The organism is Xanthomonas rydalmerensis, assembly GCF_033170385.1.
GTDB classification, from domain to species: Bacteria; Pseudomonadota; Gammaproteobacteria; order Xanthomonadales; family Xanthomonadaceae; genus Xanthomonas_A; species Xanthomonas_A rydalmerensis.
The window spans coordinates 3187721-3201787 of the sequence record NZ_CP126170.1 but is presented as its reverse complement, the minus strand read 5'-3'; the positions used below and the strand labels follow the sequence as shown (position 1 = coordinate 3201787).

15 protein-coding genes are annotated in these 14067 nt (G+C 69.5%); 7 read left to right on the top strand and 8 right to left on the bottom strand.

Translation table 11 applies throughout. The annotated features are described in order from the left end of the window. Positions 1–40: 40 nt before the first annotated feature. Together QN245_RS13440 and QN245_RS13435 are read left to right on the top strand one after the other, a co-directional pair. Positions 41–562: an RNA polymerase sigma factor gene (locus QN245_RS13440; RefSeq protein WP_160970152.1), complete on the top strand. Its 522-nt coding sequence runs from the start codon at positions 41–43 to the stop codon at positions 560–562. Further along, on the top strand, positions 549–1208 hold the full coding sequence (locus QN245_RS13435) for a hypothetical protein (protein ID WP_317843412.1): 660 nt from the start codon (positions 549–551) through the stop codon (positions 1206–1208). The genes QN245_RS13440 and QN245_RS13435 overlap by 14 nt, the downstream gene beginning before the upstream one ends. 357 nt (positions 1209–1565) lie before the next feature. Here QN245_RS13435 and QN245_RS13430 read toward each other — a convergent pair whose 3' ends face one another. Both QN245_RS13430 and QN245_RS13425 read right to left on the bottom strand, forming a co-directional pair. Beyond that, on the bottom strand, positions 1566–2762 hold the full coding sequence (locus tag QN245_RS13430) for a Tle-like phospholipase domain-containing protein (protein ID WP_184643546.1): 1197 nt from the start codon (positions 2760–2762) through the stop codon (positions 1566–1568). A 34-nt stretch (positions 2763–2796) separates the two neighbouring features. After that, positions 2797–3564: an ankyrin repeat domain-containing protein gene (locus QN245_RS13425; protein ID WP_317843411.1), complete on the bottom strand. Its 768-nt coding sequence runs from the start codon at positions 3562–3564 to the stop codon at positions 2797–2799. Between the two features lie 332 nt (positions 3565–3896). On the opposite strand from QN245_RS13425, the gene QN245_RS13420 reads away from it, so the two are divergent. Beyond that, positions 3897–4583, top strand: a complete 687-nt coding sequence (locus QN245_RS13420; RefSeq protein ID WP_160970144.1) for an HAD-IA family hydrolase — start codon at positions 3897–3899, stop codon at positions 4581–4583. 274 nt (positions 4584–4857) lie between these two features. Here the strand turns inward: QN245_RS13420 and QN245_RS13415 are convergent, their stop codons facing one another. Next, positions 4858–5082 (bottom strand): YbdD/YjiX family protein, encoded by a 225-nt coding sequence (locus tag QN245_RS13415; protein ID WP_160970142.1) that lies wholly within the window; start codon positions 5080–5082, stop codon positions 4858–4860. Further along, positions 5082–7154, bottom strand: a complete 2073-nt coding sequence (locus tag QN245_RS13410) for a carbon starvation CstA family protein (protein WP_167087574.1) — start codon at positions 7152–7154, stop codon at positions 5082–5084. The genes QN245_RS13415 and QN245_RS13410 overlap by 1 nt, the downstream gene beginning before the upstream one ends. A 558-nt stretch (positions 7155–7712) precedes the next feature. On the opposite strand from QN245_RS13410, the gene QN245_RS13405 reads away from it, so the two are divergent. Next, positions 7713–8573 carry a pirin family protein gene (locus QN245_RS13405; protein WP_317843410.1) on the top strand — a complete coding sequence of 287 codons (861 nt, stop codon included), beginning with the start codon at positions 7713–7715 and terminating at the stop codon, positions 8571–8573. Between the two features lie 144 nt (positions 8574–8717). On the opposite strand, the gene QN245_RS13400 is transcribed toward QN245_RS13405, so the two are convergent. Next, entirely contained in the window at positions 8718–9185 is a 468-nt protein-coding gene (locus QN245_RS13400) for a hypothetical protein (RefSeq protein WP_317843409.1), read from the bottom strand. 349 nt (positions 9186–9534) lie between these two features. Beyond that, on the bottom strand, positions 9535–10404 hold the full coding sequence (locus tag QN245_RS13395; protein WP_184448675.1) for a pirin family protein: 870 nt from the start codon (positions 10402–10404) through the stop codon (positions 9535–9537). 305 nt (positions 10405–10709) lie between these two features. On the opposite strand from QN245_RS13395, the gene QN245_RS13390 reads away from it, so the two are divergent. Beyond that, positions 10710–11102, top strand: a complete 393-nt coding sequence (locus QN245_RS13390; protein WP_184448674.1) for a hypothetical protein — start codon at positions 10710–10712, stop codon at positions 11100–11102. A gap of 30 nt (positions 11103–11132) precedes the next feature. On the opposite strand, the gene nfi is transcribed toward QN245_RS13390, so the two are convergent. Further along, a complete protein-coding gene (nfi, locus tag QN245_RS13385; RefSeq protein ID WP_317843408.1) occupies positions 11133–11852 on the bottom strand; it encodes a deoxyribonuclease V in 720 nt (239 codons plus the stop codon). Positions 11853–12090: 238 nt separating this feature from the next. Between nfi and gpmA the strand changes: the two genes are divergently transcribed. Together gpmA and QN245_RS13375 are read left to right on the top strand one after the other, a co-directional pair. After that, positions 12091–12840: a 2,3-diphosphoglycerate-dependent phosphoglycerate mutase gene (gpmA, locus tag QN245_RS13380; protein WP_184643535.1), complete on the top strand. Its 750-nt coding sequence runs from the start codon at positions 12091–12093 to the stop codon at positions 12838–12840. Between the two features lie 36 nt (positions 12841–12876). Then, positions 12877–13128 (top strand): SHOCT domain-containing protein, encoded by a 252-nt coding sequence (locus tag QN245_RS13375; RefSeq protein ID WP_184643533.1) that lies wholly within the window; start codon positions 12877–12879, stop codon positions 13126–13128. Positions 13129–13266: 138 nt separating this feature from the next. Here QN245_RS13375 and QN245_RS13370 read toward each other — a convergent pair whose 3' ends face one another. After that, on the bottom strand, positions 13267–13989 hold the full coding sequence (locus tag QN245_RS13370; RefSeq protein WP_317843407.1) for a 4'-phosphopantetheinyl transferase family protein: 723 nt from the start codon (positions 13987–13989) through the stop codon (positions 13267–13269). Between the last annotated feature and the right edge of the window lie 78 nt (positions 13990–14067).

Sequence of the window (14067 nt, the reverse complement as noted above, 5' to 3'; positions counted from 1 at the left end):
TGGTGCGTATCACCTGGACAACCTTCCCATCGGCACCGTCATGTCGCCCCGCGCCGCCTCCGACTTCACCGACCTGCTGCGCGCGCACCGCGGCATCGTCTACAAGATTGCCGCCAGCTATGGCCTGGGCTACCACGACCGCGAGGATCTGGCCCAGGAGATCGCTGCCGCGCTGTGGCGCGCGTGGCCGTCCTACGATCCGGCGCGGCCGTTTTCCACCTGGATGTACCGCGTCGCGCTGAACGTGGCGATCTCGCACCAGCGGCGCAGCCGCCATCGCGATCGTGAAGTGGCAGCCGAGTACGCACCGGACGCGATGGGGGCGCAGGACGTCGATATCGAAGCGCGCCAGCGCGTGGCGCTGCTGCAGCAGGCGATCCGCCTGTTGTCCCCCGTCAATCGCGCGCTGCTGTTGCTGCAGTTGGACGGATGCAGCCAGCGCGAATGCGCCGAGGTGCTGGGCACGAGCGAGGGCAACGTGGCGACCCGCCTGGGCCGCATCAAGGATCAACTGCGCCGCACCACCGGCGGCAACCGAGGAGACGGCAATGGAACTCGATGAACTCAAGGCGGCCTGGATCGACTATGGCCGGCAACTGGAACGGCAGACGGCGCGGAGCGATGCGCTGCAGCGCGTGCGCGGGCTGCACGGCATCGGCCGGCGCGTGCGGTTGCTCGCCGGCGCGCAGTGGCTGCAGTTGGCGATCGGCCTGTTGTTCAGTCTGTGGGGCGGGGCGGCCTGGACCGACCATTGGGGGAGTTGGCATCTGGTCGCCTACGGCCTCGCCTTGCACGGCTACGGCCTGGCGCTGCTGTTGACCGCGGCCGTGCAGCTGCGGCGCATCGGCGCGATCGACTACGCTGGCCCGATCGCCGACAGCCAGCAGGCGATCGTGCGCTTGCGCCGCGCGCGGCTGCGCAGCGATCGCATCCTGTTCGCGTGCGGCGGCGTCATGTGGGTGCCGGCACTGGGCTTGCTGCTGCACACCGCGGGCGTGGATCTGTGGGTGCTGCGCCCGGCGGTGGTGCTGGCGAACCTGCTGGCAGGGCTGGCGATCTCGGTTGCCCTGGTGGTGGCATCGCTGCGCTGGCCGGCCTGGTTCGAGCGCTCTGCGCAGCATCGGCGCCTGGCCGAGATCGAGCGCGATCTGCGTGGCCTGGACGAGGAGAGTCCGGACGATGATGGGCGGACACGCCGCGGCGCATGACACGCACGCCGCCGACCTTGCGCAATCGCCTCGCGGGGATGGCGCGTCTTCGGTGCACCTCGAATGACGCGCTTTGCTGTCGCTCAGCGGGACGCGCCATTGCCCGTGTAGGAGCGGCTTCAGCCGCGACAGGCATTCCTGGTCAAGCCTGTCGCGGCTGAAGCCGCTCCTACAGGCAGCGTCCGTAGTTAGTAGAAGCTCCCTTCAGCGGGGGGCCGCATCCGGCGACGCATGCGTCATCCGGCTCATGCCGGCGAGTGGGGCAGGGCCAGCACCGTGCAGGCAAGGGGCCCTTAGTCGGCCGCCGCGGCAGGCGTCTCCGTGGACGCCTGCCGCGATGCGGCCTATTGCTAGCGACTACTGCATCGCCACGCTGCGCTGCCGTTCTTCCTGCTGTTGCGGTGGCGCCTGCAGGTTCTGCTGCTGCAACTGGCCGACGTTGGCCTGCGACGGCTCGTGGGCCGCGGCCGCGGTCTGCACCTGGCTGCGCAGGTGCGCCGGGTTCTCCGGCTGCCCCTGGACCGCGAACAGGCGGTCGCCGTCGCGGCTGGGCAGGACCTGGTCGATGCGCTGCAGGCCGTCCTGGCCGGCGCGCGCGGCGACGCTGGCGGCGGTGTTGAGGAAGGCCGCGTCGTCGTGCAGGCCGAGCCGCTCGCGCTGCCCGTCCAACTGCACCACCGCGTCGTTGAACAGGCGGCTGCCGGTCGACAGCGTGCCCGATTCCGCCTGACGCTGGCTCTGGTTCTGCGCCAGGTCCTCGGCCTTCATCACCGAATCGATGCCGTGCAGGTCCAGGCGGTGCTTGAGCATCATGCCGGGGATCAGGCGCTGGCCGAACGACAGCGGGTCCGGTTCCGGCAGCTGGATCTGGCGGCCGGCGGCGTCGGGCATCAGCCCACGGGTGAGCAGGTTGTCTTCCTGCAGGTAGGTCAGCAGTTCGTTCTTGACGTGGTAGCCGCGGATCAGCCCGTCGGCGGCGTAGGCCTTGGCGGCCTCGGCGTCCAGCCCCTCGCGTTCTAGGGTCTTGTTGTTGACGCCGGCGGCGTTGAAGGTCACCGCCGGCACGTCGTTGACCATCGACGAGGCCGCGGCCAGGCCGCCGCCCAGCGAGTGCCCGGAGATCAGCAGGTTCTCGCCGAAGGCCTGCTTGGCCTGGCTGCCGAGCTGGATCGCCGAGGCGTATTGCGCGTCGGAGAAGCCCAGGCCCTGGCCGAGGTTGTGTTTCCAGTCCTTCAGCTCGTCGGTGCCGCAGAACCCCAGCACCACGTTGCCCTGCGGGTTGCGGTAGAACGCGGCATCGAAGCCGCTCTTGGCGTCGTGCTGCAGGCTCGGGTCGATGCCGGCGCGCTGCAGTGCGGCGTCGTCCATGCGCGACCAGCCATCGGGCAGCGCGGCGAAGGTCTCGGCGCCGCCGGCACGGCGCTCGGCCGCGGTGTGATAGAGGTCCTGCAGCAGCGGCGGCAGTTGCCGGTCCACGGCCTGTGGCTGTTGGCCGCGGACGGCCTCGGAGAACGAGGTGGACGGATCGGACGGGGAAAGATCGCTCTGGTTCATGCGCGGCTCCGTGCGAAGAGGGTGACCGACCGCATCAGCGGGTCGCTTCCAAGGGGATGGCGTGGGCGTTCAGCCAGGCGCGCACGTCGTTGCGGGTCTGCTGCGCGTTGGCGTTGAGCAGGCGCTCGGGCGTGTTGAAGAAGTAGGCCTGGAAGGTCTTGCCTTGCGCGTTGCGCAGGGTCGGATCGACACCGGCCTGCAGCAGCTTGGGCACCCACGGGTTGCCGGCGCTGCTCTGCGCGGCCAGGTGCAGCAACGAGTTGCCGGTGGCGTCGACCCGCTTCGGATCGGCGCCGGCCTTGAGCAGCATCTCGATCTGCGCGTCGCGCTTGCTCTGCACGGCGCGGAACAGCGGCGTCCAGTGCGCGCGCGCGCTCACCGGGTCGACCGGGGCGCCGTGCTGCAGCAGCACTTGCAGGTACTGCGGGTCCTTGGCCATGGCCGCCATGTGCACCACGGTTTCCTGGTCCATGCCCGGCAGCGACGGGTCGGCACCGGCGTCGAGCAGAGCCGCCAGTGCGCGCGGCTGTTCGTTCCAGATGGCCCATTCGAGCAGGGTGACGTTCTGGTCGCCGTGCGCGGACAGATCCGTGCTGGGCGCCAGGGCGGCGATGCGGGCGACATCGCCGCGCGCGATGGCGGCGGCGATGTCGGCGAGTGCGGGGTCGCGAAAGGCGACCGACTGATCCTGCAGCGAGGCTGACATGGCGGAATGCTCCTTGGCGCCGGACTGTGCGGCGCAACTGACCGAGAAGAACAGCGAGGTCGCGAGTGCGATCAGGGCGGGGACGGGCGTACGCATGCAAGGCTCCTTTCCTGTTCGCGGTCCTGGATGACGGCGCAGATCCTGGCGCCGCTCCCGATGCTAGCAGCCGATCGCGGCGGTGTTGCGCCAGTTTTGTGACGCTGTCTGCGGATCTCGGGTGGCGTCCCACCAGCTGGATGGTGGTTTAACCGGAAACAAACGTCCGTCAGTCGGGATGCGCCGCGATGTGGTGAGGCGGCGAACAGGCAGGGCATACAGGCAGCGCCGCGTGCGCCTCCTGCATGCACGCGCTGCCGCGGCTGCAGATGCCGCACAGGCGAGGGACATGTGCGCAGCGGCATAATGACGTTTTCCCAAAGGAGCGCGCGATGACGGCGACCCCCTTCGACCTGTTGATCAGCGATTGCGACGGCGTGCTCGTCGACAGCGAAGTGCTGGCCGACCGAGTGATGCTCGACGCGCTGGGCGCCTATGTGCCGCGGGCCGAACTGGAACGCTTTCTCGCCGGCAGCTTCGGCCTCACCGCGCAGGAGATCGTGCAGCGCGTGCAACGGCAGTACGCGCTGACGTTGCCGCCGGGCCTTTATCAGGAGATCCGCGCGCGCTCCGAAGCGCTGATCGCGGCCGAAGTGCAGCCGATCGACGGCGTGCGCGAGGCCTTGCTGGCGTTGCCGCTGCCGCTGGCCGTCGCCTCCAACAGCATGCGCGAGAGCGTGGTCGCCTCGGTGGCGCGTGCCGGCCTGCACGAGCGCGTCGGCGAGCGCATCTTCAGCGCCGACATGGTGGCGCGGCCCAAGCCCGCGCCGGACGTGTATCAGCTGGCGGCGCGCACATTGAACGTGGCGCCGGAGCGCTGCCTGGTGATCGAGGACAGCGCCACCGGCGCCAGTGCCGCGCTGGCCGCGGGCATGACCGTGATCGGCTTCACCGGCGCCGCGCATATTCCTGCCGGGCATGCGGCGACCCTTCGCCAACTCGGCGTGGCCGCGGTGATGGAACACATGCGCGAGCTGCCGCAGACCTATGCGGAACTGGTGCGGGCCGCGGCGGCCTGAAGAGCCGGGATTCGGGAATGGGGATTCGGGAATGGGAGGTTTCCGCGAGTGCCTGGCATCGCGGAATGTCGCTCTGTTCGTAGGAGCGGCTTCAGCCGCGACGCGCTATCGGTAAGGCCTCGCGGCTGAAGCCGCTCCTACAACAGCGCCGCGGCGATGCCTGTCGCCAGGCATTGCCGCGTCAGAACGAGAGCCGCCGTGTGATCCGGTCGAATCGCCAAACGCCGTCAGGCGTCCCACCAATCCCCAATCCCGACTCCCTAATCCCAGCCCCTCAACAACAGCGGAATCCGCTCTTGCCGCCATACCTTGCCTCCTGGCGCTCGCGGAAGAAGGTCTTGTAGTCCATCGGCTCGCGGTCCGGGTGCTTCTCGAGCATGTGCCGCACGTAGTTGTCGTAGTCGGGGATGCCGCAGCACAGCCGCGCGGTCTGCACCAGGCGCCGCCACAGCCGGCGGTGCGCCTGGTACTGGCCGACCGGAACCAGTGCGCCGCTCATTACAGGTCCGCCATCTGGTGCGGCTGCAAGGCCACGTACGGGGTTTCCCTGTCGCTGCGCTGCGGGGTGCGGCGGGCGGCGAGGATGGTCTTCACCGCGTAGATCAGCACGGAGAACACCACGAACAGGAACAGGGCGGTCAGCCCGGTGTTGACGTAGGCGTTGGTCACGATCTGCTGCATCTGCGCCACCGTCTTGGCCGGCGCGGTGATCGTGCCGCTGGCGATCGCGTCCTGGAACTTGTGCGCCTGCGCCAGGAAGCCCTGCGCTGGGTTCGGGTCGAAGATCTTGATCAGCCCCGCGTAGGTGGTGCAGATCAGCAGCCACAGCGCCGGCACGATGGTGACCCAGGCGTAGCGGTCACGCTTCAGCTTGAACAGCACCACGGTGCCAAGCATCAGCGCGATGCCGGCGAGCATCTGGTTGGAGATGCCGAACAGCGGCCAGAGCGTGCGGATGCCGCCGTACGGATCCTTGACCCCGGTGTAGAGCAGATAGCCCCACAGCGCCACACAGCCGCCGGTGGCGACGATGTTGGCGGCCCACGATTCGGTCCGCTTCAGCGCCGGCACGAAATTGCCCAGCAGGTCCTGCAGCATGAAGCGCCCGGCGCGGGTGCCGGCATCGACCGCGGTGAGGATGAACAGCGCCTCGAACAGGATCGCGAAGTGGTACCAGAACGCCATCATGTCCTCGCCCGGCAGCAGTTGGTGCAAGATCTGCGCGATACCGACCGCCAGGGTCGGGGCGCCGCCGGCGCGGGCCAGGATGGTGGTCTCGCCGATGTCGCGGGCGGTGGCTTCGAGCACCTCGGGGGTGATCGCAAATCCCCATTCGCTGACCTTGGCCGCGACCGCGACGACGTCGTTGCCGACCATCGACGCCGGCGCATTCATCGCGAAGTACACGCCCGGCTCGATGATCGAGGCGGCGACCAGCGCCATCACCGCGACGAACGATTCCATCAGCATGCCGCCGTAGCCGATGTAGCGCATATGGCCTTCGTTGGCGAGCAGCTTGGGCGTGGTGCCGGAGGAGATCAGTGCGTGGAAGCCGGACACCGCGCCGCAGGCGATGGTGATGAACAGGAACGGGAAGATGCCGCCGGTCCACACCGGGCCCATGCCGTTGTGCGCGTATTGCGTCAGCGCCGGCATCTTCAGGTCGGGCATGACCACCAGGATGCCGATGGCCAGGGCGATGATGGTGCCGATCTTGAGGAAGGTGGACAGGTAGTCGCGCGGCGCCAGCAGCAGCCACACCGGCAGCACCGAGGCGACGAAGCCGTAGCCGATCAGCATCCAGGTGATCTGCACGTCGGTGAAGGTGAAGGCCGGGCCCCAGGTGGGATCGGCGGCGACCTTGCCGCCGAACCAGATCGCCGCCAGCAGCAGGATCAGGCCGACGATCGAGATCTCGCCGATCTTGCCGGGGCGGATGTAGCGCATGTACACGCCCATCAGGATCGCGATGGGCATGGTCGCGATCACCGTGAACATGCCCCATGGGCTTTCCGCCAGCGCCTTGACCACCACCATCGCCAGCACCGCCAGGATGATGATCATGATCAGGAAGGCGCCGAACAGGGCGATGGTGCCGGGGACCTGGCCCATCTCCTCGCGCACCAGGTCGCCGAGCGAACGCCCATTGCGGCGGCTGGAGAGGAACAGCACCACGAAGTCCTGCACCGCGCCGGCGAACACCACGCCGACCACCAGCCACAGCAGCCCGGGCAGGTAGCCCATCTGCGCGGCGAGTACCGGCCCGACCAGCGGCCCGGCGCCGGCGATGGCGGCGAAGTGGTGGCCGAACAAGACGTGCTTGTTGGTCGGCACGTAGTCCAGGCCGTCGTTGTTGAGTACCGCGGGCGTGGCCCGGGTGGGGTCGAGCTGCATCACCTTGTTGGCGATGAACAGGCTGTAGAAGCGGTAGGCGATCAGGTAGATCGAGACCGCGGCCACCACGATCCACAACGCATTGATGTGTTCGCCGCGGCGCAGGGCGATGGTGCCCAGGCAGAACGCCGCCAGGATGGCGAGTGCGGCCCAGGCCAGCTTGGAAAACCCTTTCATGCAGAACGCTCCCCCAGAGATTGCCGCAAGGGTCGCCCCGATGGCCTGGGGGGTCAATGGCGGGGGCGGTCAGGGGCCTAGTACTTTGGTCGTAGACAGAAGCCCCTCTCCCATCGGGAGAGGGGTTGGGGTGAGGGTACGGAGGCGAAGCCCTCGCGAAACCAGCTTGCGCTGCTGGCGCTGCACGAGGCTGCACCCGCACCCTCATCCGCCCCTGCGGGGCGCCTTCTCCCGGCGGGAGAAGGGATTCATGGCCGCGACGGCACAAGGGGCGCGGCCGCTTGCGCCCCTCTCCCCTCGGGAGAGGGGTTGGGGTGAGGGTAGGGGCGAAGCCCGCGCGAACTCGGTCTGCACCATGGGGCGGTGTGCGAGGTTGCGCCCGGACCCGCATCCTCCCCTGCGGGGCACCTTCTCCCGGAGGGAGAAGGGAGTTCATGGTCTCGACAGGACAAGGGAGCGGCCCCACCACAGCGGATGGAACGATGGGTTGCGCCGGTCGCGGTTGGGCGCGGTGGCGGCGGCACCCATGGTGGGGATCTCATCAGGAGATCGCTCACCATGACCGCGTCCACCACCGTCGCCCCCGCGCGCATCGTCCGCGCCATCCGCGGCCACGCCACCGCCGACGGCGATGGGGTCAAGCTGACCCGCGTCATCGGCGGCAGTGCGTTGCCCGAGCTGGATCCGTTCCTGCTGCTCGACGAGTTCGGCACCGACCGGGCCGAGGACTACATCGGCGGCTTCCCCAGCCATCCGCACCGCGGCTTCGAGACTGTCACCTACATGCTCGACGGGCGCATGCGGCACAAGGACAACCACGGCAACGAGGGTCTGCTGACCCCGGGCAGCGTGCAGTGGATGACTGCCGGCCGCGGCCTGGTGCATTCGGAGATGCCGGAGCAAGAGGAAGGGCGCATGCGCGGCTTCCAGCTATGGGTGAACCTGCCGGCGCGCGACAAGATGAGCGCGCCGCGCTATCAGGAGTTCGCGCCCGAACGCATTCCGGTGGCGCAGCCGGCGCCGGGGGTGACGGTCAAGGTGATCGCCGGCCAGGTCGGCGAGGTGCACGGCCCGATCGCGCAGCCGGCCACCGATCCGCTGTATCTGGACATCGCGCTGCACGCAGGCGCGTCCTGGGCGTTCGAACTGCCGTCCGGGCACAACGCCTTCGCCTACATGTTCGAGGGCGAGGCGGCGCTGGGCGAGGGCGAAGCGGCGCGCGTGCTGCCGGCGCAGACGCTGGCCGTGCTCGGCGGCGGCGACCTGCTGCGGCTGCAGGCCGGCGCGCAGGGCGCGCGGCTGATCCTCGTCGCCGGCCGGCCGTTGCGCGAGCCGGTCGCGCGGCATGGGCCGTTCGTGATGAACACGCGCCAGGAGCTGATGCAGGCCTTCGTGGATTTCCAGGAAGGGCGCTTCTGAGGGCGCGGTTCGCACCGTTTCTGGTGCGAGGTTTGTTTCCTCGTAGGAGCGGCTTCAGCCGCGACAGGGCACTGCCGGCAAGGCCCTGTCGCGGCTGAAGCCGCTCCTACGCCATGTCGCAGTCCATCGCGCGACGCGCCTAACTCAGCGCTCCAGCGCCAGGCTCGACTGACGCATGTCCAGGCCCTGCACCAGCGACTGCAGGGTCTGCAGTTCCTGGGTGTCGGCGGCGTCGATCCAGACCTGGGCGAACTGGCCCTTCTTCAGCTCCGCGACCGCGATCCGGCGCGAGGCCAGGCCCGGCAGCTCCGCGCCGCCGAGGTCCGGCCGGTACCAGTACACCTGCTCGCCGGCGATGGCGCCCTTTTCCTCGCGCAGCGTGCGCTGCAGCGGAATGTTTGGGTCGCGTGCGGTGAGCATCATGCCCAGCACCTGACGTCCCTCGGCGTCGCTGGCGCGGCAGACGATGAATCCCTTGTCGCTGCGCTCGCTCCACTGCAGCTTGCTCTGCGGCGGCAGCGGTGGGCAGTTCTGTGCCTGCTGCGCGGTGGCGGCAGCGGCGGGCAGCGCCGCCGCAGCGGTCAGCAGTGCCTTGCGCAAGAGTGTCTTCATTCGCGATGTTCCCCATACGCCGCGATGCGACGCGTTCGATCCATACGCACGCCTGTGGCGTCGTCTGCGGGAGCGCCCCATCCTGTGCGGGATCCCGGCAGTGCATCCCCCGACGCAGTGCGTGTCCCGTGTGCGGCCACGCGCACGCGGCCGCGGTTGCACCATAGCCCAGCGCCGCGCCGCTGACAATTGGGATGGGAATTCCGGAATATCCGCACGCGCGGTACGGCGTGGCGGCACCTGCCCGGCTGCGCCGACCGGGCGGTTCCGGCGCGAATGGCAGGGGCTGACGAGGGCAGTTGGCGCACTCGCGGGCGGCGCCAAAGCCCGGATGCGCGCCTGCTGCGGCTCAGCGGCCGGGTTCGGGCAGCGGAATGAATTCCTGGTCGTCGCCGGGAATCGTGCCGAAGCGGCCCTCGCGCCAGTCCTGCTTGGCCTGCTCGATGCGTTCCACCGAACTGGACACGAAGTTCCACCACAGGTGGCGCGGGCCATCCAGCGGTTCGCCGCCCATCAGCATCGCCTTGAGCGGGGTCTTGGCGCGCAGCCGCCCGCGCGCGCCGGGCTCGGGCAGGACCAGGTGGCGCGCCGGGATGTCCACGCCGTCCAGTTGCGCCTCGCCCTCCAGGATGTACAGCGAGCGCTCGGCATGCCGGTTATCCAGGTCGATTTCCGCGTCTGCGTCCAGATCCAGGGCCACGTTGAGGGTGTCGGCAAACACCGTCACCGGCGACTCCTCGCCGTAGGCGCGGCCGGCGATCACCCGCAGCCACGCGCCGTCGCGGCGCTGCTGCGGCAGGCTGGCGGCCGGGTGGTGGTAGAACGCCGGTGCGGTCTCTTCCGCCGATTTCGGCAGCGCCACCCAGGTCTGCATGCCGTGCAGCGGATGCGCGTGCTCGCGTAGCGTGGTCGGCGTGCGTTCGGAATGGGAGATGCCGCGGCCGGCGGTCATCCAGTTGACGTCGCCGGCGCGGATCACCTGATCGGAGCCGAGCGAATCGCGGTGGCCGATCTCGCCGGACCACAGGAAGGTGACCGTGGCCAGGCCGATGTGCGGGTGCGGGCGCACGTCCACGCCATGGCCCGGCTCGAACACCGCCGGCCCCATGTGGTCGATGAACACGAAGGGGCCGACGCTACGCGCCTGCACGCTGGGGACGGCACGACGCACTTCGAAGCCGCCGATATCGTGGACGCGGGGGGCGATGAGGGTGGGCATGCGGATGCTCGCGGTCGCAAAAATGGAAGCGAAGCTTCGCATGCGCGGACGCTCGCGGTGCGGCGCCACGGCAAGACGGACTGTCCCGGATGCGCTCATGCGCGGCGCCGATCCCCGACGTGCGCGCGCTATGTCGCGCGGTTATGCCGGCGTCCCGGAATCGCATAGTGCGAATTGCGCGCACTTCTTGTCTGCGACGCAACGGTGGGCCTGTGAATAATCGGCGCGCGTCGTGGCCGTTCGTACGAGCGAGCGCACGGCACCTGGCGCTGCATCGATCCCTCTTCCCCCGAAGGAGCACCCACATGAAGCATGTCGCATCGCACATCCGCTGTCGCCGCGCCGCCTGGTCGCGCCTTGGCCTGGTCCTGCTCGCAGGCGCGGCGTTCGCGGCGCAGGCGCAAGGCGTGCCGAACATGAACGTGCCCACCGAGATCATCAACGATCTGTGGGGCGCGAAGGCCTTGCTGGTCACCGGTGGACAAGGTGCCGGCTGCTATCCGGTCGCCAACGGCCATCGCGTCGCCGGCCCGACCCTGCGGACCAATATCCGCTACACGGCGATCGGCATGGCGACCGCCGATTGCGCCGTCGGTAGCGGCATCGCCAGCGTCAATCTGCAGTTCCTCGCGCGCCCGCGCCCGGCAGGCATGTACATCCAGATCGTCGACAACGGCATCGTCATCAGCAATCGATGATCGATGTGGCCGCCGGCCACGGCGCCCGATTCAGAACAGCGACGGCGTGTCGGCGGCCGGCACCACCACCACCTCGCCGCGGCGCGAGGCCAGCCGGTCGGCCAGTCGGGTCGGTTCCGGCAGGCGGTAGCCGCGCAGATAGCGCTGGGTCCATTGCAGCGCGCTGTCCACCGCCACGCGGTGGCCGGGCGAGACGATCAGCGGATTGCAGCGCAGCTTGCTGCGCAGCGCCCAACCGACCACTTCGCCGCGATGCACGATGGGGCTGTGGTCGCCGGCCTGCGTGCCGGGTTCCTCGAAGCGGCCGGCCAGCAGCGTCTTGGCCACGCCGATGCTGGGCAGCCCGGTGACCACGCCGAAGTGCGCGGCAATGCCGAGTCGACGTGGATGGGCGATGCCCTGGCCATCGACGAATACCAGGTCCGGCCGCTGCCGCAGCAACGCCAACGCAGCCAGCAGCGCCGGCAGCTCGCGGAAGCTGAGCAGGCCGGGCACGTAGGCCATCGAGGTGGGCACGCGGGCGATCTCGGCCTGGTGCGGCTGCAGGGTCTGCGCATCGAGCAGCACCGCGGCCGCACGGGTGACCTGGCCGTCGTCCTCGAAGCCGACGTCGAAGCCGGCCAGCCACCGCGGCGGATCGGGCACGTCGTCCTGCAGGCTGACCTGACGCGCCAGCGTCGCCTGCAGCGCGCGCGCCTGCACGATGCTGCCGTCCCAATCGCCGAACACGGAGTGCGAAGAGGTGTCCATGCGCCGATGATCGCGCCGCGTTCGTGGCTGGGGTGTGGAGAGGCGGGGATTGGGGATTGGGGGTTGGGGATTCGTAACAGCATGGGCTCCGGCACGTCGTGCGGCCCGGCGTGGCCTGGTCGCCAGCGACCGACGGGAACCGGCTCTGGCGATTCCCCAATCCCCAATCCCCAATCCCCGCCACCGGCTACAATCCAGGGCCGCACGACCCACGCATCCCCCAACGGAGACCGTCGCAGTGACCCGCAAACTCGTACTGTTGCGCCATGGCCAAAGCCAGTGGAACCTGGATAACCGCTTCACCGGCTGGGTCGATGTGGACCTGACCGAGCAGGGCCGCCAGGAAGCGGCCGCCGCCGGCCGGCTGATGCGCGAAGAGGGGCTGCAGTTCGACGTCGCCCACACCTCGGTGCTCAAGCGCGCCATCCACACCTTGCAGGGCGCGCTGAAGGAGCTGGACCAGGACTGGCTGCCGGTGCACAAGAGCTGGCGCCTCAACGAGCGCCACTACGGCGGCCTGCAGGGCCTGGACAAGGCCGAGACCGCGGCCAAGCACGGCGAGGAGCAGGTCAAGATCTGGCGCCGCTCCTACGACATCCCGCCGCCGCCGATGGACGCCGAGGATCCGGGCCATCCGCTGCACGACCGTCGCTACGCCACCCTGGACCGCAATGCGCTGCCGGCCACCGAGTCGCTGGCGACCACGCTCGAGCGCGTGCTGCCGTACTGGCACGACGCCATCGCGCCGCAGCTCAAGGCCGGGCAGACCGTGCTGGTCACCGCCCACGGCAACTCGCTGCGCGCGCTGTACAAGTACTTGAACGACGTGTCGCGCGAGGAGATCCTCGAGCTCAACATCCCCACCGGCATCCCGCTGCTGTTCGAACTGGACGACAGTCTGCAGGTGCAGTCCTACCGCTACCTGGGCGATCCGGAAGCGGCGAAGAAGGCGGCCGAAGCGGTGGCCAACCAGGGCAAGGCGAAGTAAGCGCCACGATCGGCACGCGGCCGGAAGGAGCAAGCGATGGGTGGATTCAGCATCTGGCACTGGCTCGTGCTGTTGGTGATGCTCGGTGTCCCACTGCTGATCGGCGTGGTGGTGTGGCTGGCGATCCGTGCCCAGCGGCGCCGGCCGGCGGCCGCGGCGCCGCCGCCGTTGCCGCCCGCCGCTTCGGTCGAACAGCGCCTGCGTGCGCTGGAGCAGTTGAAGGCGCAGGGCCTGATCGACGCGGCGGAGTACGCACGCCGGCGCGAGCAGATCCTGGCCGCGTTGTGAGTGCATGGCGCCGCGGCAGGCGGCGCGTCTTCGTGGTCTGACCAGGCACGGCGCAGTGCGCGTGCTCGCAACGCGCGGCGTGTCGCATGCGGCGTGCGTTGCTGCATCCGCGTGACCACGTGGTGACGCCGGGACGTGCTACCAGACGCAACTGGTGAGCAGCAGGTCGGGCTGTACCTCCACCCAGTGCAGGCGATGCCGTTGTCCGGCCGGCAAGGCCGGCGCCAGCGGTGTGGCGATCCGCGTGTCCAGGCTGCCGCTGGCCGGATCGCAGCCTTCGATGCGCAAGGCGTCGAAGTCGAACAAGCGGCCGACGGTCGCCGCGGCGGCCTTGTAGAAACTTTCCTTCGCCGAGAAGCCCAGGGTCAGCGCATACGGCCAGCCGCGGACACGGGCGAGGCCGGCCAGCGCGGCGCAGTCGCTGGCATCCAGGGCCAGGCTGCGGATCGCTTCAAGCTGGTCCGCGGCCACCACGCGTTCGACGTCCAGGCCGATGCCCTGTGCCCCGACGGATACCGGCATGGCGATGGCGACCGCCAGGCCGTCGGTATGCGAGAGGCTGCCGAGAAAGTCGGTGGGCCAGACCGGTGCGCGGTCGACACCGATCGGCAGATCGGTTGCCGTGCTGCCGGCGGCCCGCAGCGCGGCGAGCGCCGCGCGCCGTCCGGCCAGGTACTCGGCCTGGCGCTTGCGCACGCTGCGTGCGATCGACGCCGGCTGCTGCAGGCCGTGGCGCTGGAAATCCGCGCTGTCGAAGGCATCGACCTCGAACGCCAGCAGCCAGGCATCCGGCACGGCGATGCGATGCGCGCCGAGGGCAAGGCGGGCGAACGGCGGTGCGACGGGGGCCAGGGCATCCATGGCCCTAGCTTAGAGCGTGCGCTGGCCGTTGCGGCGCGTGCGAAGCGGCCCACGGGGCGCGGCAGGCAGGCGTCGCGT

Excerpts from the sequence above, each read along its gene's own strand:
- QN245_RS13440 (WP_160970152.1), top strand. The coding sequence starts at position 41 with ATGTCGCCCCGCGCCGCCTCCGACTTCACCGACCTGCTGCGCGCGCAC.
- QN245_RS13435 (WP_317843412.1), top strand. The coding sequence starts at position 549 with ATGGAACTCGATGAACTCAAGGCGGCCTGGATCGACTATGGCCGGCAA.
- QN245_RS13430 (WP_184643546.1), bottom strand. The coding sequence starts at position 2,762 with ATGAACCAGAGCGATCTTTCCCCGTCCGATCCGTCCACCTCGTTCTCC.
- QN245_RS13425 (WP_317843411.1), bottom strand. The coding sequence starts at position 3,564 with ATGCGTACGCCCGTCCCCGCCCTGATCGCACTCGCGACCTCGCTGTTC.
- QN245_RS13420 (WP_160970144.1), top strand. The coding sequence starts at position 3,897 with ATGACGGCGACCCCCTTCGACCTGTTGATCAGCGATTGCGACGGCGTG.
- QN245_RS13415 (WP_160970142.1), bottom strand. The coding sequence starts at position 5,082 with ATGAGCGGCGCACTGGTTCCGGTCGGCCAGTACCAGGCGCACCGCCGG.
- QN245_RS13410 (WP_167087574.1), bottom strand. The coding sequence starts at position 7,154 with ATGAAAGGGTTTTCCAAGCTGGCCTGGGCCGCACTCGCCATCCTGGCG.
- QN245_RS13405 (WP_317843410.1), top strand. The coding sequence starts at position 7,713 with ATGACCGCGTCCACCACCGTCGCCCCCGCGCGCATCGTCCGCGCCATC.
- QN245_RS13400 (WP_317843409.1), bottom strand. The coding sequence starts at position 9,185 with ATGAAGACACTCTTGCGCAAGGCACTGCTGACCGCTGCGGCGGCGCTG.
- QN245_RS13395 (WP_184448675.1), bottom strand. The coding sequence starts at position 10,404 with ATGCCCACCCTCATCGCCCCCCGCGTCCACGATATCGGCGGCTTCGAA.
- QN245_RS13390 (WP_184448674.1), top strand. The coding sequence starts at position 10,710 with ATGAAGCATGTCGCATCGCACATCCGCTGTCGCCGCGCCGCCTGGTCG.
- nfi (WP_317843408.1), bottom strand. The coding sequence starts at position 11,852 with ATGGACACCTCTTCGCACTCCGTGTTCGGCGATTGGGACGGCAGCATC.
- QN245_RS13375 (WP_184643533.1), top strand. The coding sequence starts at position 12,877 with ATGGGTGGATTCAGCATCTGGCACTGGCTCGTGCTGTTGGTGATGCTC.
- QN245_RS13370 (WP_317843407.1), bottom strand. The coding sequence starts at position 13,989 with ATGGATGCCCTGGCCCCCGTCGCACCGCCGTTCGCCCGCCTTGCCCTC.